Source organism: Pseudomonas sp. NPDC089428 (assembly GCF_044749325.1).
In the GTDB taxonomy this organism is placed as follows: domain Bacteria; phylum Pseudomonadota; class Gammaproteobacteria; order Pseudomonadales; family Pseudomonadaceae; genus Aquipseudomonas.
Map to the genome: position 1 here is coordinate 302627 of NZ_JBIVHT010000005.1, position 16770 is coordinate 319396.

15 protein-coding genes are annotated in these 16770 nt (G+C 63.6%); 11 read left to right on the top strand and 4 right to left on the bottom strand.

Translation table 11 applies throughout. The features are described from left to right. Positions 1 to 116: 116 nt before the first annotated feature. The 9 genes from ACIPZ5_RS12505 to ACIPZ5_RS12545 all read left to right on the top strand — a co-directional run bounded on the left by ACIPZ5_RS12505 (position 117) and on the right by ACIPZ5_RS12545 (position 9515). Positions 117 to 734 carry an NUDIX domain-containing protein gene (locus tag ACIPZ5_RS12505; protein ID WP_343598159.1) on the top strand — a complete coding sequence of 206 codons (618 nt, stop codon included), beginning with the start codon at positions 117 to 119 and terminating at the stop codon, positions 732 to 734. Then, complete coding sequence (locus ACIPZ5_RS12510; protein WP_054887887.1) at positions 725 to 1177, top strand: DUF1249 domain-containing protein; 453 nt, start codon at positions 725 to 727, stop codon at positions 1175 to 1177. The genes ACIPZ5_RS12505 and ACIPZ5_RS12510 overlap by 10 nt, the downstream gene beginning before the upstream one ends. An 85-nt stretch (positions 1178 to 1262) precedes the next feature. Beyond that, a complete protein-coding gene (cpdA, locus tag ACIPZ5_RS12515) occupies positions 1263 to 2066 on the top strand; it encodes a 3',5'-cyclic-AMP phosphodiesterase (RefSeq protein WP_400808905.1) in 804 nt (267 codons plus the stop codon). Positions 2067 to 2313: 247 nt separating this feature from the next. Then, positions 2314 to 2922, top strand: coding sequence for a YqiA/YcfP family alpha/beta fold hydrolase (locus ACIPZ5_RS12520; protein ID WP_400808908.1), 609 nt, complete (start codon positions 2314 to 2316; stop codon positions 2920 to 2922). Positions 2923 to 2957: 35 nt separating this feature from the next. Beyond that, on the top strand, positions 2958 to 4862 hold the full coding sequence (parE, locus tag ACIPZ5_RS12525) for a DNA topoisomerase IV subunit B (RefSeq protein WP_085676748.1): 1905 nt from the start codon (positions 2958 to 2960) through the stop codon (positions 4860 to 4862). Beyond that, positions 4859 to 5845 carry an esterase-like activity of phytase family protein gene (locus ACIPZ5_RS12530; RefSeq protein WP_400808910.1) on the top strand — a complete coding sequence of 329 codons (987 nt, stop codon included), beginning with the start codon at positions 4859 to 4861 and terminating at the stop codon, positions 5843 to 5845. The genes parE and ACIPZ5_RS12530 overlap by 4 nt, the downstream gene beginning before the upstream one ends. Further along, entirely contained in the window at positions 5842 to 6360 is a 519-nt protein-coding gene (locus ACIPZ5_RS12535) for a TIGR02281 family clan AA aspartic protease (RefSeq protein WP_400808912.1), read from the top strand. Before ACIPZ5_RS12530 ends, ACIPZ5_RS12535 begins: the two co-directional genes overlap by 4 nt. Positions 6361 to 6370: 10 nt before the next feature. Then, the gene (gene parC / locus ACIPZ5_RS12540) at positions 6371 to 8629 is read left to right on the top strand and encodes a DNA topoisomerase IV subunit A (protein WP_261942457.1); all 2259 of its coding nucleotides are present in this window, start codon (positions 6371 to 6373) and stop codon (positions 8627 to 8629) included. Positions 8630 to 8804: 175 nt separating this feature from the next. Continuing rightward, on the top strand, positions 8805 to 9515 hold the full coding sequence (locus tag ACIPZ5_RS12545) for a membrane integrity-associated transporter subunit PqiC (protein WP_261942458.1): 711 nt from the start codon (positions 8805 to 8807) through the stop codon (positions 9513 to 9515). 145 nt (positions 9516 to 9660) lie between these two features. Here the strand turns inward: ACIPZ5_RS12545 and ACIPZ5_RS12550 are convergent, their stop codons facing one another. After that, on the bottom strand, positions 9661 to 11118 hold the full coding sequence (locus ACIPZ5_RS12550) for a histidine kinase (protein ID WP_400808914.1): 1458 nt from the start codon (positions 11116 to 11118) through the stop codon (positions 9661 to 9663). 135 nt (positions 11119 to 11253) lie between these two features. Between ACIPZ5_RS12550 and serB the strand changes: the two genes are divergently transcribed. Beyond that, positions 11254 to 12468: a phosphoserine phosphatase SerB gene (gene serB / locus ACIPZ5_RS12555; protein WP_400808917.1), complete on the top strand. Its 1215-nt coding sequence runs from the start codon at positions 11254 to 11256 to the stop codon at positions 12466 to 12468. A gap of 51 nt (positions 12469 to 12519) precedes the next feature. Here the strand turns inward: serB and asd are convergent, their stop codons facing one another. The 3 genes from asd to ACIPZ5_RS12570 are packed head-to-tail and all read right to left on the bottom strand — an operon-like array spanning position 12520 to position 15787. Continuing rightward, complete coding sequence (gene asd, locus ACIPZ5_RS12560; RefSeq protein WP_400808919.1) at positions 12520 to 13383, bottom strand: archaetidylserine decarboxylase; 864 nt, start codon at positions 13381 to 13383, stop codon at positions 12520 to 12522. A 14-nt stretch (positions 13384 to 13397) separates the two neighbouring features. Beyond that, positions 13398 to 14207, bottom strand: a complete 810-nt coding sequence (locus tag ACIPZ5_RS12565; RefSeq protein ID WP_400808922.1) for a rhodanese-like domain-containing protein — start codon at positions 14205 to 14207, stop codon at positions 13398 to 13400. Between the two features lie 44 nt (positions 14208 to 14251). Next, positions 14252 to 15787: an HDOD domain-containing protein gene (locus ACIPZ5_RS12570; RefSeq protein WP_343598180.1), complete on the bottom strand. Its 1536-nt coding sequence runs from the start codon at positions 15785 to 15787 to the stop codon at positions 14252 to 14254. Positions 15788 to 15917: 130 nt separating this feature from the next. Here ACIPZ5_RS12570 and motA point away from each other — a divergent pair, with 130 nt between their 5' ends. Next, a complete protein-coding gene (gene motA / locus ACIPZ5_RS12575) occupies positions 15918 to 16769 on the top strand; it encodes a flagellar motor stator protein MotA (RefSeq protein WP_152958538.1) in 852 nt (283 codons plus the stop codon). Position 16770 lies beyond the last annotated feature (1 nt).

Here is a 16770-nt window from a genome sequence, read left to right on the forward strand (position 1 = left end):
TAACAGAGTGAAGGCGTGCTGTCCCGAGTGCGCGAACGGTTGCCAGAAAGGGGTGAAACGGGAAACCGTGCAGAGTAGGATGGCGCGATGCGGTATATGAGGTCATGAGGATTTCCATGTCAGATACGTTGAGTTCGGTGCCCAAGGCGGTCGAGATCGTCAAACAGGACAACTGCTTCAAGGGCTTCTACAAGCTCGACAGGGTGCAGCTGCGCCATGAGTTGTTCGCCGGTGGCATGAGCCGTGTGATCAGCCGTGAGCTGTTCGTGCGTCACGATGCGGTCTGTGTGCTGCCTTACGACCCGCTGCGCGATGAGGTGGTGTTGATCGAGCAGTTCCGTGTTGGCGCCGTGGGCAAGATCGACAACCCTTGGTTGATCGAGATGGTTGCCGGGTTGATCGACAGGGAAGAAGAGCTGGAAGAAGTCGCGCATCGCGAAGCCGAAGAAGAAGCCGGGCTGACAATTGGCGCCTTGTGGCCGATCACCCGCTACTTCCCTTCGCCTGGTGGCAGCGATGAGTACGTGCACCTGTACCTCGGCCGCTGCACCAGTGAAGGCGCTGGTGGCCTGCATGGCCTGGAAGAAGAGGGCGAGGATATCCGTGTGCGCGTGTGGTCGTTCGACGATGCAATGCAGGCAGTGCGCGATGGGCAAATCTGCAACGCGGCAACCATCATCAGCCTGCAATGGCTGGCGCTGAACAAAGATGAAGTTCGAGGTATGTGGAAGTGAATCTCTTGCGTGAGCGTTATCGGGTCGATCTGGCCGGGCTGCAAGCAGCCTGCGAGGCCAACTATGCCCGGCTCATGCGCCTGCTGCCCGATATGCGCACAACTCAGAGCTCCCGGCGCATCGGCATGACCCAAGGCGACCAGATGCTTGGTGTGCTGGTGCTCGATGTGCTGCTCGCCTGCCCGTATACCACCACCTTGCGGGTGCGCCAGGAGCACAGCCTGCCCTGGCTGCCGGTGCCGCACCTGGAGGTGCAGGTGTATCACGATGCGCGCATGGCCGAAGTGATCAGCGCCGAGCATACCCGCCGCCTGCGCAGCATCTACCCGTACCCCAACGAGGCCATGCACCAGCCGGACGAGAAGGCGCAGCTCAATCTGTTCCTCGGCGAATGGCTCAGCCATTGCCTGGCCTGCGGCCACGAACTGGCAAGTGTGCGCTGAAATGTGACCTGGGTCGGTTTCGAGTGTTTGCTCGCAACCGTTCCAGCGCCATAATTCGTGCAGAATCCGTTCGAGGAGACGGCCGTTGCCGCACCCAGACCCTTCCCCTGCACCCGTACATGTGGTGCAACTGACCGACGCCCACCTGTTTGCCGACCCGGCGGGCACCTTGCTGGGCCTCAATACCCGTGACAGCCTGCGCCACGTGGTCGCCCAGGTGTGCCGCGAACAGCCGCGTGTCGACTTGCTGCTGTGCACTGGCGATCTGTCCCAGGATGCCACTGTCGCTTCCTATCAAGCTTTCCTTGAGCTGACTCGGGAAATCGCTGTGCCGACCCGCTGGCTGCCGGGTAACCATGATGAAGCCAAGGTCATGGCCGACGTCGCGCCAGAGCTGCTGGAGTCGGTGACTGATATCGGCAGATGGCGGGTGGTCATGCTCAATTCGGCGGTGCTGGGTGCTACCCATGGGTTGCTCGAGCAGGACCAGTTGTCGATCCTCGATGAAGCACTGACGTCGGCCGACGGGCGCCATTGCCTGGTGTGCTGCCACCATCAGCCGGTGGATATCGGTTGCGCATGGATCGCCCCGATCGGTTTGCGCAATGCCGATGAACTGCTGCAGCGACTGGGCGGTTATCCACAGGTGAAGGCGTTGCTCTGGGGGCATATTCACCAGGAATGGGATGAAGAACGTGATGGCTTGCGCCTGCTGGCAACGCCGTCGACCTGTATTCAGTTCGCGGCGGGTAGCAAGGACTTCAAGGTCAGCGAGGAGCAGCCGGGGTATCGCTGGTTGCGCCTGCATGCCGATGGGCGAGTGGAGACAGGTGTGGAGCGGGCTACTGATTTTGCAGTGAAGCTCGACTTCAACAGCGCGGGGTATTAGAAGATCCTGGGGCTGCTGCGCAGCCCATCGCCGGCAAGCGCGGCTCCCACAGGTACAGCGCTAACCTCAAGACTTGCGATACTCCTGTGGGAGCCGCGCTTGCCGGCGATGGGCCGCACGGCGGCCCTGCTCTTTGAAGAAATTGTTGCGAAATTGGCCATCCGGCGCCAAAACCCGGTGAACGCGCTACACTGCGCGTCCCTGCGCCCGCTCGATCGGGCGCGAAGCCACAGATTCCGGGGGCAGCATGTCGGGTTCCATCCTCTATATCCATGGCTTCAACAGCTCGCCGCTTTCCAGCAAGGCACGCCAGCTCGAGGCTGTCATGCAGCAGTTGGGCCTGGCGCAGCAGCTGCGTGTCCCGGCCTTGCACCACCACCCACGGCAGGCCATGGCCCAGCTCGAAGCCGCCATTACCGAACTCGGGGCGCCCCTGCTGGTCGGCAGTTCGCTCGGCGGCTACTATGCCACCCATCTGGCCGAGCGCCATGGGCTCAAAGCCTTGCTGGTCAACCCGGCAGTCACCCCGCACAAGCGCTTCGACGGTTATCTGGGTACCCAGTGCAACCACTACACTGGCGAGACTTGGGAGCTGACTCTGGACCACGTGCAGGCCCTGGCCGAGCTGGAGGTGCCGGCGCCGACCGATCCAGGCCGCTATCAAGTGTGGCTGCAGACCGCCGATGAAACCCTGGACTATCGCCATGCCGAGCATTATTACCGGGCTTGCGCCCTGCGCATCCAGGCCGGTGGCGACCACAGCTACCAGGGCTTTGCCGAGCAACTGCCAGGCCTGCTTGCCTTCGCCGGCATTGCCCGGCAGCAGTATGCGGCGCTCGATTTTTCTGTATTTTGATCTTTTTGCATTCACCAGACTGACGACGAGAATCCATGGCCAATCCCAGCGCTAGCGCCTATAACGCAGACGCCATCGAAGTCCTCTCCGGCCTCGACCCGGTGCGTAAACGCCCGGGCATGTACACCGACACCAGCCGGCCGAACCACCTGGCCCAGGAAGTCATCGACAACAGTGTCGACGAAGCCTTGGCCGGCCACGCCCGCTCGGTGCAGGTCATCCTCCACGCCGACCATTCGCTGGAAGTCAGCGACGATGGCCGCGGCATGCCGGTGGATATTCACCCTGAAGAGGGCGTGTCGGGCGTCGAGCTGATCCTCACCAAGCTGCATGCGGGGGGCAAGTTCTCCAACAAGAACTACCAGTTCTCCGGCGGCCTGCACGGTGTGGGTATTTCGGTGGTCAACGCCCTGTCGACCCAGGTGCGCGTACGCGTCAAGCGCGACGGCAACGAGTACCAGATGACCTTTGCCGATGGCTTCAAGGCCAGCGAGCTGGAAGTGGTCGGCACGGTCGGCAAGCGCAACACCGGTACCAGCGTGTACTTCAGCCCGGACCCGAAGTATTTCGATTCGGCAAAGTTTTCCATCAGCCGCCTCAAGCACGTGCTCAAGGCCAAGGCCGTATTGTGCCCGGGCCTGCTGGTCAGCTTCGAGGACAAGGCCAGCGGCGAAAAGGTCGAGTGGCACTACGAAGACGGGCTGCGTTCCTACCTGGTCGACTCGGTCAGCGAGTTCCAGCGCCTGCCCGACGAGCCGTTCTGCGGCAGCCTGGCGGGTAACAAGGAAGCCGTCGACTGGGCCCTGCTGTGGCTGCCCGAAGGCGGTGACAGCGTCCAGGAAAGCTACGTCAACCTGATCCCCACCGCTCAGGGCGGTACCCACGTCAACGGCCTGCGTCAAGGGCTGCTCGATGCCATGCGCGAGTTCTGCGAGTTCCGCAACCTGCTGCCGCGTGGGGTCAAGCTGGCGCCGGAAGACGTCTGGGAGCGCATCACCTTCGTCCTTTCGATGAAGATGCAGGAACCGCAGTTCTCCGGCCAGACCAAGGAGCGCCTGTCGTCCCGCGAGGCCGCGGCGTTCGTCTCTGGTGTGGTCAAGGACGCCTTCAGCCTTTGGCTCAACGCCCACCCCGAGCTGGGCATGCAACTGGCCGAGTTGGCCATCAGCAACGCCGGCCGGCGCCTCAAGGCCAGCAAGAAGGTCGAGCGCAAGCGCATCACCCAGGGCCCGGCATTGCCAGGCAAGCTGGCCGATTGCGCCGGGCAGGACCCGATGCGCGCCGAGCTGTTCCTGGTCGAGGGTGACTCCGCCGGCGGTTCGGCCAAGCAAGCCCGCGACAAGGAATTCCAGGCCATCCTGCCGCTGCGCGGCAAGATCCTCAACACCTGGGAAGTGGACGGCGGCGAAGTGCTGGCCAGCCAGGAAGTGCACAACATCGCCGTAGCCATCGGTGTCGACCCGGGCGCGGCCGACCTGTCGCAACTGCGCTACGGCAAGATCTGCATCCTCGCCGACGCCGACTCCGACGGCCTGCACATTGCCACCTTGCTCTGCGCGCTGTTCGTCCAGCACTTCCGCCCGTTGGTCGAGGCCGGCCACGTCTACGTCGCCATGCCGCCGCTGTACCGCATCGACCTGGGCAAGGAAATCTACTACGCCCTCGACGAAGCAGAGCGTGATGGCATCCTCGACCGCCTGGTGGCCGAGAAGAAGCGTGGCAAGCCACAGGTCACCCGATTCAAGGGCCTGGGTGAGATGAACCCGCCGCAGCTACGTGAAACCACCATGGACCCGAACACCCGGCGCCTGGTCCAGCTGACCCTGGACGACGTGCAGGGCACCACCGAGATCATGGACATGCTGCTGGCCAAGAAGCGTGCTGGTGATCGCAAGAACTGGCTGGAAACCAAAGGCAACCTGGCTGAGGTCCTGGTTTGATTCGTCTGCCGGTCGCGGCCTGTCTGGCGCTGGTTGCCCTGCCGAGTCTGGCGGGCAACTGGCCAGAACTGAAACTGGCCTCCGAGCACCCGATCGACGGTATGCGCGGCGGTAACCTGTCCGGCCTGGCCGAGTGCCGGGGCGGGCTGTGGGGTGTTTCCGATCGTGATGACGACCGCATTTACCGCTTCGACCAGCAGAGCGCCGTCTGGCGCGCGCAGCCGCTGACCTTTACGCCACCACCGGTGCCTGAGAGCGGCCTGCCGTGGGGGTTGAAGTCGCGTAACTGGGCGGCGTCCTACGTGCGTGGCGGTGAACTGGATTACGAAGGCATCACTTGTGACCAGGCGGGCAACCTCTACCTGGTCAGCGAGGCCCATGCGGCGGTGCTGCAGCTGCCTGCCGAGGGTGAACCGCAGTGGCTGAAGATCGACCCGGCGATGGTCCGTCAGGCCCGTGCCAGCGGCATGTTGCTTAACTTCAACGCCTTGTTCGAGGGCCTGGCAATCAACCCGGAGGGTGACCGCCTGTGGCTGGCGGCCGAGCGCGAACGGCGCGGTCTGGTGGCCATCGAGCGGCAGCAGTCGGTGTGGACGTGCGGGCGTAGTTGCGTGTTGCTGAGCGAAGCTGGGGTCGAGATGCAGCCGCCACAGATGCCCAACCCTCGGGCGCTGTCGCGTGACTTCGCTGATCTCGCCTGGTTCGAGGGCAAGCTGTTCACCCTTGAACGCAACGCCTACCGCGTGTGCCGGCGTGAAGCCGCCAGTGGCAAGGTCGAGCAGTGCTGGTCGTTTGCCGCCGAGGCACTGCTGCCTGAGCGCCGCTATGACCAGCCGTACGGCCTGGCCGAAGCGCTGGTGATCGATGCCAAGGGCGCCTGGATCGGCCTGGACAACAACAATGGTGATCGTGCCGATGGCGAAGGCCGGCCGATCGTCTGGCGCTTCGAAGCGCCCCAGGGCGGCTGGAGCGCCACGCCATGAGCCAGACTCCGGGCAAGCGCGCCGGCAAGGTACTGATGATCGTCGCCTGGGCGGCGGGGCTGTTCCTTGCCACGCGTTTCTTCGGGCAATGGGAAGACCACGAGCGCAACCCGAACACTCAGGTGCAGTCGTCGCACGGTGACGGTTTCATCGAAGTGCGCCTGCTGGGCAATGGTCAGGGCCACTTCGTGGTGGACGGCGCGATCAACGGCCAGGGGGTGCATTTCATGCTCGACACCGGTGCCACCGACGTGGCGATCCCCGAGTCGCTGGCCAAGGACCTGAACCTGCAGCGCGGGAGCCCGGTGGTGCTGAGCACCGCCAACGGCCGTACCGAAGGCTACCGTACCCGGCTGGACACCTTGCAGTTGGGCGATATCCGCTTGCAGAACGTGCGTGCGCTGGTTGTGCCGGGCCTGGACGGGCAGACCGTGCTGCTGGGCATGAGCGCCCTGAAACAACTTGAATTTACCCAGCGCGGCGGCACCATGCTGCTGCGCCAGAACCTGAAATGACGAGGCCCGCATGAGCGACTCACTGGAACTCAGCCTGGACGGCGTCGAACGCCGCTCGCTGGCTGACTTCACCGAACAGGCCTACCTCAACTACTCCATGTACGTGATCATGGACCGCGCCTTGCCGCACATCGGCGACGGCCTGAAGCCGGTGCAGCGACGCATCGTCTATGCCATGAGCGAGTTGGGGCTCGATGCCGACGCCAAGCACAAGAAGTCCGCCCGTACCGTCGGCGACGTGCTCGGCAAGTTCCACCCCCACGGCGATTCGGCCTGCTATGAAGCCATGGTGCTGATGGCACAGCCGTTCAGCTACCGCTATACCTTGGTCGACGGCCAGGGCAACTGGGGTGCGCCGGACGATCCGAAGTCGTTCGCCGCCATGCGTTACACCGAGGCACGCCTGTCGCGCTATTCCGAGGTACTGCTCAGTGAAGTAGGCCAGGGCACCGTCGACTGGGTACCTAACTTCGACGGCACCCTTCAGGAGCCTGCGGTACTGCCGGCGCGCCTGCCGAATATCCTGCTCAACGGCACCACCGGGATCGCCGTGGGCATGGCCACCGATGTACCGCCGCACAACCTGCGGGAAGTGGCCAGTGCCTGTGTGCGCCTGCTCGACGAGCCCAAGGCGACCATCGAGCAACTGTGCGAGCACATCCAGGGCCCGGATTACCCGACCGAAGCCGAAATCGTCACCCCGCGTGCCGAAATCCAGAAGATCTACGAAAGCGGCCGCGGCTCGATCCGCATGCGCGCCGTCTACCGCGTCGAGGACGGCGACATCGTCGTCACTGCGTTGCCACACCAGGTCTCCGGGGCCAAGGTGCTGGAGCAGATCGCCGCGCAGATGCAGGCCAAGAAGCTGCCGATGGTCGCCGACCTGCGTGACGAGTCGGACCACGAGAACCCGTGCCGCATCGTCATCATTCCACGCTCCAACCGCGTCGATGCCGACGAACTGATGCAGCACCTGTTCGCCACCACCGACCTGGAAAGCAGCTATCGGGTCAACGTCAACATCATCGGTCTTGATGGCCGCCCGCAGCTGAAGAACCTGCGCGCGTTGTTGCTGGAATGGCTGGAGTTCCGCACCAATACGGTTCGCCGCCGCCTGCAGCACCGCCTGGACAAGGTCGAGAAGCGCCTGCACCTGTTGGAAGGCTTGCTCACTGCGTTCCTCAACCTGGATGAAGTGATCCACATCATCCGTACCGAAGAACACCCCAAGCAGGCCCTGATCGAGCGCTTCCAACTGAGCGAAATCCAGGCCGACTACATCCTCGAGACGCGCCTGCGCCAGCTGGCGCGCCTTGAAGAGATGAAGATCCGCGGCGAACAGGACGAACTGCTCAAGGAGCAGGCCAAGCTGCAGGCCCTGCTGGGCAGCGATGCCAAACTGCGCAAGCTGGTGCGCAGCGAGCTGATCAAGGACGCCGAAACCTATGGCGACGACCGCCGCTCGCCAATCGTCGAGCGTGCCGAAGCCAAGGCCCTGTCGGAAAACGAGCTGATGCCGACCGAGCCGGTCACCGTGGTGCTGTCGGAAAAGGGCTGGGTGCGTTGCGCCAAGGGCCACGACATCGACGCCACCGGCCTGTCCTACAAGGCGGGCGACGGCTTCAAGGCCGCTGCTGCAGGCCGCTCCAACCAATTTGCCGTGCTGATCGACTCCACCGGCCGCAGTTACTCGGTGGCCGCGCATAGCCTGCCTTCGGCGCGGGGCCAGGGGGAGCCGCTGACCGGTCGCCTGACGCCTCCGCCCGGAGCAACATTCGAATGCGTGCTGCTGCCGGACGATGATGCGCTGTACGTGGTGGCCTCTGACGCCGGCTACGGCTTCGTGGTCAAGGGTGAGGACCTGCAGGCCAAGAACAAGGCCGGCAAAGGCCTGCTCAGCTTGCCCAACGGTGCCAAGGTCATGACCCCGCGCCCGGTGGCCGACCGTGAGCAGGATTGGCTGGCGGCGGTGACCACCGAAGGTCGCTTGCTGGTGTTCAAGGTTTCCGACCTGCCACAGCTGGGTAAAGGCAAGGGCAACAAGATCATCGGTGTGCCCGGTGATCGGGTAGCCAGTCGTGAAGAATTTGTCACCGATCTGGCGGTGATTGCCGAGGGTGCAACCCTTGTATTGCAAGCCGGCAAGCGTACTCTGTCTCTGAAACCCGACGACCTTGAGCACTACAAGGGCGAGCGTGGTCGACGCGGCAGCAAGCTGCCACGCGGCTTCCAGCGGGTCGACGGGTTGCAGGTGGAACTGCCGGCATAATCCGATGAAATGTCTGGAACGGCAATTTCAGCGCCGTTCCAGGCAGAAATGCTGGAGTCGGACCGATATTTCGCGGATGATAGTGCCCCTGTGGTGCCGGCGTGGCCGCGTGCCCGATTGAATCTCTATCAGTATCACTGCGGTTTGCCTGGAGGCGACCGCCTGGATGGGTTGAATGAAATTCCTGCGCCTTCCATTTGCGCTGTTGATGACGGGTTTGCTGGGACTGAGCGGGTGCAGCATGCACCAGCCGGTTGCCCTGTACCAACTCGACAGCGGTGATCCTGGCCAGCCTTCGCAGAGTGCGGGCATGGCCGTGGTGCTCGGCCCGGTGTCGGTAGCCGATTACCTGCAGCGCGAAACCTTCTTGCAGCGTCAGGCCGATGGCAGCCTGAGTTCGGCGACCGACGGTCGTTGGGCCGGTAGCCTGTCGGCAGACATCGATCAATTGCTGGTGCGCCAGCTGGCCTGGCGCCTGGACAGCCAGCGCGTGGTGCTGGCCCCGGCCAGCACTGGCTTCACCCCGGACGTGCAGGTGTTGCTGTCGATCACTCGCCTGGATTCGGGCAAGAACCAGCCAGCGATCCTCGATGCACAATGGCGCCTGCTCGACCGCCGTGGTCATGTGCGTGACAACCGTATCGTTCACCTCGAACAGCCGCACGAGGGCAGCGAGTCGTCCCAGGTTCAGGCCCAGGGGCAATTGCTGCAGAAGCTGGCCGAACAGTTGAGCGCGGCGGTCAAACCGCTGGCCAATCAACCTGCGGTTGCTGAAGAAGCACCGAAGAAGCAGGCAGCACCGGTACAGGTCAAGAAGGCGCCGGAGAAGTCGAAGATCCCGATGGCTTCGCCGATTCGCACCGATATGGAAGTCTATCGGTTCTGATCGAGCCGCCAGGCACAAAAAAGCCCGCATCCTAGCGGGCTTTTTTGTGCCTACGATTCGCAGCGGTTCCACGGGCTCGAGGCTTGTACTGCATCTGTGGGGGGCGGTCTTGCCGGCGATGGGCCGCAAAGCGGCCCCTTGGATATCAGGCCCGGCGCTCGTGCATCCGCGCCAGCTGGCGTTCCAGCATCGACGGGTAAGGCTCCATCAACCGCTCCACACAGCAAGCTCCTTCAGGGCTGGCAATCGGCCGGATGCGGGCGCGCTTGCGGATCAGCTCGTCATCACTGATCTGCCGCTCGACCAGCAGCAGGTTGCGGCTGTGCTGCGACAGTGCCAGTGCGTCCTGGGCCTTCTCGGCCATCAGCAGGTCGACCTGCTCCAGACCTTGCAGGTCATCGCCCAGGGCCAGGCCCAGCTGCAGTTGCAGGGTGATGCCGCTGTCGGCCACTTCGATCTGCAGGGCATGGCCCAGCGCCCGTAGCAGCTCACCGCAGCAGATGGCGTTGGTCAGGTAATCCTCGCCACAGTCGCGGCTGTGGAACAGCACCAGGGTGCTGCCATCGTTGAGCGTGTGGATGTCGCCTTCATACAGCGATGCCGCCTGCTCCAGGCAGCCCCGGTAGCGTTCCAGCAGCTCGGTCAGGCGCGTACGTGGCAGGCGACGCAACTGCTCCTGAGAGCCCAGTTGTACGGCAAGCACGGCGGTGTTCTGTGGCTCGTCGGACTCGACCAAGGCTGGTTTGGCCGCCAGTTGCTCCTCGTCGTCCAGTAGCCCGGCGAACGCCTCGTCGTCGTCCTCGTCCGCCTGAACCACGGCCTTGGCACGTTGTGCCGGCTTGGCTGGGACTTCGTCGTGCAGCTCGTCGAACTCGTCTTCCTCCTCCTCCGGTTCCGGCTCGGGCGGAGGTGGCGGCGCCAGGCGGGCGTGCAGCTGGCGGGCGATGTCGCCGATCTCGTCCTGGCGGTCGATGGCCGGGGTGTAAGGGTGCGGGTCACGCAGCCACACCCGCAGCTGCAGCAGTGGCAGGGTGATGTGGCGGCCTTGACGCAGGCTCAGGCTCAGTGCCAGGGCCAGCAGGATGGCGGCGAGGATGCCCATGCTCTGCAGGCTGATCAGCATCGGCTGCTGGAACTGGCTCATGTCCAGGCTGATGCGCAGCTGACCGGCGGTCACGTCCTGGAACGTGATCTTGGTCTGGTACAGGCCTTCGGCTTCGCCCAGCAGGCTGTTGCGCGGGCGCTGACCGGCCTCGGCGAGGATGCGGTTGTCCACGCTGTAGATCGCCGCATGGGCCACCAGCGGGTTCTTCACCAGGTTGCCCAGCAACACATTGAGGCTGAGGATGTCGTTGGACACCAGCAGCTCGGTCGCCGAGGTGGCGGTCTGGGTGGTCAGGCTCTGGCCGAGGGCGTCAGCCTGTTCGTGCATGGCCTGCTTGAACTGCAGGCCCATCACGCAGGCATAGATCACCAGCGCCAGCGCCACCAGGAAAATGTTGGTGGTGGCGATGCGCAGTGCCAAGGGCACGCGACGTTGGCGCAGGGCTCGGAAGATCATGAGGAAGAAGTTGTCGGTTTTGACGGGCGTGGGCCGGTTCACAGAGCTCGGCTCTTAATGGCATAAAAGTGTTGGGCAGTATAGCGAGCAGTGTTTTGTCGGCAAAGTAGAGTTGGCGCCCGATGGTCATGGAAAATCGGTAGAATGCGCATTTTTCATCGAAGTCGGAGCCAGGTTGTGCGCGAAATCGTTCTGATCAACATCACCGGTGAGGACCGCCCCGGTCTCACCGCCGCCATTACCGGCGTCCTGCTCCAGGGCGGTGTGAACATCCTCGACATCGGCCTGGCGGTCATGCACGGCACCCTGTCGTTCGGCATTCTGGTCGATATCCCGGACAATGAAGTGGCGACCAGCCTGTTGCAGAGCGTGCAGTCCAAGGCCCATGAGCTAAACCTGCAAGCGCGTTACACGCCGATTTCCGAGGCCGACTACCAGCACTGGGCCGACGCCCAGGGCGAAGCTCGACATATCGTGACCCTGCTCAGCCGCAAGATCACCCCCGTGCAACTGCAACGCGTCAGCGCCGTCATCAGCCAGTACGGCCTGACCATCGAGCGTATCGAGCGACTGTCGGCACGGGTTGCCCTGGGCGCTTCGAGCGAAAAGGGCAAGGCGGCGCTGGAAATTTCCGTGCGCGGCGTGCCGAGCGACGCCCAGGCATTGCGTGCTGATTTCTTCGCGCTGTCCGAAGAGCTGAACATCGACATCGCGTTCCAGAACGACGACCTGTTCCGTCGCAACCGCCGCCTGGCGGTGTTCGACATGGACTCGACGCTGATCGAAGCTGAAGTCATTGATGAGCTGGCCAAGGCGGCCGGCGTGGGTGAGCAGGTTGCCGCGATCACCGAGCGGGCGATGCGTGGCGAGCTGGACTTCCGCGCCAGCTTCAAGGAGCGCATGGCGCTGCTCAAGGGCCTGGATGTCGGCGTACTCGACGAGATCGGTGCTTCCCTGCGCCTGACCGAAGGTGCCGAGAACCTGTTTGCCGAGCTCAAGCGCCTGGGCTACAAGACGGCGATCCTGTCCGGCGGCTTCTCGTACTTCGCCAAGCAAGTGCAGGCGCGCCTGGGTATCGATTACGTATTCGCCAACGAGCTGGAAGTGGTCGATGGGAAGGTGACCGGCGTGGCTGTGGAGCCGATCGTCGATGCCCAGCGCAAGGCTGACCTGCTGCAGCAGCTGGCCAGTGAAGAAGGCCTGCAGCTGGAGCAGACCATCGCCGTGGGCGACGGTGCCAACGATCTGCCGATGCTGTCGCTGGCTGGCCTGGGCGTGGCCTTCCGCGCCAAGCCGCTGGTGCGCCAGTCGGCAAAGCAGGCGATTTCCACCCTGGGGCTGGATGGCGTGCTTTACCTGCTGGGCCTGCGCGACCGCGACGCCCGCGGCTGATCGCCGGATAAAAAAAGGCCCTGCATAGGCAGGGCCTTTTTTCGTCCAGGATCAAGCTTGTGCAGGGCTGGCCAGTAGTTCACCCATGCGCACAGCCGAAGCTGCACCCAGGTTTTCGGCCCATTTCACCTGCTCCGGCCCGAACAGCACGATCGCGGTCGAACCTAGCTTGAAGCGGCCCAGTTCGGCGCCTTTTTCCAGGTGAATAGGCGCACGGCTGCTTTCGTCGTAGCGGAAGGTCTTCAGCTCGCGCTTAGGCGGGGTGACCAGGCCAGCCCACACGGTCTCGATCGAAGCGACGATCATTGCACCGACCAGCACCACGGCCATCGGCCCGCGCTCGGTATCGAACAGGCACACCACGCGCTCATTGCGGGCGAACAGCTCCGGAACGTTCTCGGCAGTGGTCTGGTTGACCGAGAACAGACGCCCCGGCACATAGACCATCTCGCGCAGGGTACCGGCCAGCGGCATGTGCACGCGGTGGTAATCCTTCGGCGACAGGTAGATGGTGGCGAACTCGCCACCCATGAACGGCGCAGCCAGCGCTGGGTCGCCGCCGAGCAGTTCGAGGGCGCTGTAGCTGTGGCCCTTGGCCTGGAAGATACGACCGTGCTCGATCGGGCCCAGCTGGCTGACGGCACCGTCGGCCGGGCAAAGGATCGCACCGGGGGTTTCGTCCAGCGGGCGAGCGCCTGGCTTGAGGGCGCGGGTGAAGAAGGCGTTGAAGTGCTCGTAGGCGGTGAGGTCTTCGACCAGCGCTTCGCTCATGTTCACCTGGTAACGCTTGGCGAACCAGGCGGTGAAAGCGTTCTTGAACCAGCGCGCACGGCATTCGGCGACGCAGCCAGCCAGGCGCGACAACAAGTGGTGCGGCAGCAGGTACTGGCTGAGGATGAACAGACGGGATTTCATTGAGTTGAATGTCCTTAAACTTCGACAGGCGTGTCCGGGTGGTTGCCCCATTCGCTCCACGAACCGGCATAAGCCTTGATGCGTGGGTAGCCGAGGGCCTTGGCCACCAGGTAGGTGAAACCGGAGCGGCGGTGGGTCTGGCAGTGGGTGATCACTTCCTTGTCCGGGGTGATGCCCAGTTGCTGCAGCACTTGCGCGATATCCGCGCGGATGCGCAGGTGATCGTTGAGGTCCATGCCGGCAGTCCATTCGAAATTGATGGCGCCGGGAATGTGCCCGGCCTTGGCGGCCAGGACCTTCTCGCCATTGAATTCCTGTGGGCCGCGGGCATCCCAGATAACCAGGTCATCGGCGCCCAGGCGGCTTTGCAGGTACTCGCGGGTGGCGGTCGGTTCGCTGTGCAGTTGCAGCTTCACGGGTGTGTTGCCGGGTTCTGGCACCTCGGTGGAGAGTTTGTCCGCCGGCCAGGCCTGGATGCCGCCATTGAGGTAGTGGTAGTGCGCATGGCCGATGACATCGAGCAGCCAGATGAAGCGGCCGGCCCAGCCACCGCCTTCATCGTCGTACACCACGAAGACAGCATCGTCGCGGTGGCCGAGTTCGCTGAACAGCTTTTCCAGGTCGGCCAGGGCCGGCAGCAGGCCGGGCGCCGGAGGCTGGCCAAGCTGGGTGCGCTTGCCCTCGACGAAGCGGGCGCCGGGGATGTGCCCGCTGACATAGCGGTTGGCGCTGCTCAGGTCGACCAGAATCAGTTGGGGGGAATCCAGGCGCGGCAGCAGGTCTGCGGCTTCGATCACCAAAGGCAGGCCGGAAAAGTCAGTCATCCACGTTCTCCAGAGTGGAAAGAGGGGCGATTGTAGCGCAAGGCTCAGTCGCCGCGTTTGGCAAACACCACCAGCGCGCGTTCGATACATTGCGAAGTCTTGCCGAAGGCCTGCACGCTGACATCGGCCAGTGGCTTGCCGCCTTGGTCGGCCACGGCCAGCATCAGCACCTGGTCGCCGACACCCAGCGAGCGCAGCAATAGGTGTTCGCTATGGAACAGCGCACGCAGCGCTGCTGGCAGCAGCGCCGAGAACTGGGCGTGGTTCTCGGGCGTCAGGCGCAGTTGGCCGACCTTGCTCATCAGCTTTTGCAGCAGTTTGTTCTGCTCGATGTCCAGGGTGATGCCACCTGCTTCCTTGGGCAGACCGGCGATCTGCTGTACGCGCAGGTAGTCGGCGGCCTTGTCCAGACTCAGCAGCATGATGCGCTGCATCCCGCAGGCTTCCAGCGCTTCGCGCGCATGGGTGGCCAGGTGCACGGCATTGGTGAAAGGGCTTGGCTGGGTCAGCAGTTCCTGGCACAGCTTGCGCCAGCGGCCAAGCGCTTCGCTGGAAGGTGGCGGCGGGGTGAGCATGTCCGGGTGCGGGCGACGCTGGTCCCAGGGCCAGATCAGCGCCTCGGCGGGGTGGAACAGGGCATGGCGGGCGTGGCGCCGGGCGCTGGCCGCTGCTTGTTGGTGAACCTGCTGTTGCACGTCTTCCAGCGAGGTCTGCAGGTATAGCGCGGTCAGCAGTTGCCAGCGCAGCAGGTGCGGGTTGTCCCAGCCCACCTGTGCCGCCAGCGCCAGGTTGTTGGCCAGTAGCACAGTATTGGCCGGCTCGTTGAACCAGCGGCGCAAGCCGGGTGCTTCGTCCAGGCGATGCTGCTGGATGAGCAGGTCTTCTTCGCGGGCGATGCTCAGCACCAGGGCCAGCTGGTCGCGCTCTTCGAGCAGCAGGCGATAGCCTTGGGTCACCCACTTGGGCAGCCGCCAGTGTTCGGCCATGGCCCGGCACAGGGCGAAGATGCGCACGCCGAACAGTTCTTGCTCCACATCGGCTGCGGTTTCGCCCTTGTGGATAACCCGCAGCTCCCAGGCATCCAGCAGCTTGGGGTGGGCCAGGGCCAGCGGCCACAAGGGGGCGAGGAACAGCAAGCTGCCCCAGTGGATCTCCTGCCACAGGCGCGCCAGGCGGCTGGCGAACAGGCCGTTGGCCTGTTGCGCGGCGTGCTGGCTGATCAACAGGAACTGGCGCAACACCGGCGGAATATCGTCTTCAGGCAGGGCCGGCAGGCGCATCAGCAGTTCCTTGCTGCGTGCCAGGCCCAGGCGGTTCAGGGCGACTTCCAGGCTTTCAGCCGGCTCGGCCTGGCTGGCGTTGGCGGGGTGGTTGGCCTCGCGCATCACCGACAGCACCAGCGCGGGGCTGTCCTGCATCAGTTCGGCGATGTCGCGCAACGAGCGGCGACTGTCGTTGATTGCGCTCAATACCCGGTCGTAACTCTGCTTCGGGACCGGTACGCGAACACCGTCGAGCAGCTTGACCCAGGCTTCTACCGTACGCGGATTCTGAGTGGGCACCTTGGATTCCATTGGCATTTTGACATCAGTCCGAACTGGCTTTTCGCTTTTAGTGGCTATAGTCTGGCGCAGTTCTGCCGATAAGTAGAAGAAGAGTTTTAAGGCTCCCGTCCCACTCCCTGACCACGACAGCAAGTGCTTTGATCCTATGGCTAAAATTATCGGCATCATCGTCGTATTCGCGAGCGTGCTCGGCGGATATGTACTCTCCCACGGCAAGATCGCGGCGCTGATCCAGCCGTTCGAAGTGCTGATCATTGGCGGTGCAGCCTTTGGCGCCTTCATGCAGGCCAACCCGGGTTACATGACCATGCATGTAATCAAGAAGTCGATGAAGATGTTCGGCTCGCGCTTCTCCCATGCTTTCTACCTGGAAGTACTGGGCCTGGTGTATGAAATCCTCAACAAGAGCCGTCGCGAAGGCATGATGGCGATCGAGAGCGATATCGAAGATGCCGCCGCCAGCCCGATCTTCGCCAAGTACCCGGCGGTGCTGGGCGACGAGCGTATGACCGCGTTCATCTGCGACTACCTGCGCATCATGTCCACCGGCAACATGGCCCCCCATGAGCTCGAAGGCCTGTTCGACATGGAGCTGCTGAGCATGAAGGAAGAGCTCGAGCACCCGTCTCACGCCGTTAGTGGCATCGCCGACGGCATGCCAGGCTTCGGTATCGTCGCGGCGGTACTGGGCATCGTGGTGACCATGGCATCGCTCGGTGATGGTGACCAGAAGTCGATCGGCCTGCACGTCGGTGCGGCGCTGGTCGGTACCTTCTTCGGTATTCTCGCCGCCTATGGCTTCTTCGGCCCCCTGGCCAAGTGCCTTGAGCACGATGCCAAGGAAGAGCTCAACCTCTATGAGTCGATCAAGGCCTCGCTGGTGGCCTCGGCTTCTGGCATGCCGCCTTCGCTGGCTGTCGAGTTCGGGCGCAAGGTGCTGTATCCGAAGCATCGCCCAAGCTTTGCCGAGCTGGAACAAGCAGTTCGCGGTCGCTGAG

Coding starts and splice junctions, on each gene's coding strand:
- ACIPZ5_RS12565 (WP_400808922.1), bottom strand. CDS start 14,207: ATGACTGACTTTTCCGGCCTGCCTTTGGTGATCGAAGCCGCAGACCTG.
- ACIPZ5_RS12520 (WP_400808908.1), top strand. CDS start 2,314: ATGTCGGGTTCCATCCTCTATATCCATGGCTTCAACAGCTCGCCGCTT.
- ACIPZ5_RS12535 (WP_400808912.1), top strand. CDS start 5,842: ATGAGCCAGACTCCGGGCAAGCGCGCCGGCAAGGTACTGATGATCGTC.
- parE (WP_085676748.1), top strand. CDS start 2,958: ATGGCCAATCCCAGCGCTAGCGCCTATAACGCAGACGCCATCGAAGTC.
- ACIPZ5_RS12545 (WP_261942458.1), top strand. CDS start 8,805: ATGAAATTCCTGCGCCTTCCATTTGCGCTGTTGATGACGGGTTTGCTG.
- parC (WP_261942457.1), top strand. CDS start 6,371: ATGAGCGACTCACTGGAACTCAGCCTGGACGGCGTCGAACGCCGCTCG.
- ACIPZ5_RS12505 (WP_343598159.1), top strand. CDS start 117: ATGTCAGATACGTTGAGTTCGGTGCCCAAGGCGGTCGAGATCGTCAAA.
- asd (WP_400808919.1), bottom strand. CDS start 13,383: ATGAAATCCCGTCTGTTCATCCTCAGCCAGTACCTGCTGCCGCACCAC.
- ACIPZ5_RS12570 (WP_343598180.1), bottom strand. CDS start 15,787: ATGCCAATGGAATCCAAGGTGCCCACTCAGAATCCGCGTACGGTAGAA.
- motA (WP_152958538.1), top strand. CDS start 15,918: ATGGCTAAAATTATCGGCATCATCGTCGTATTCGCGAGCGTGCTCGGC.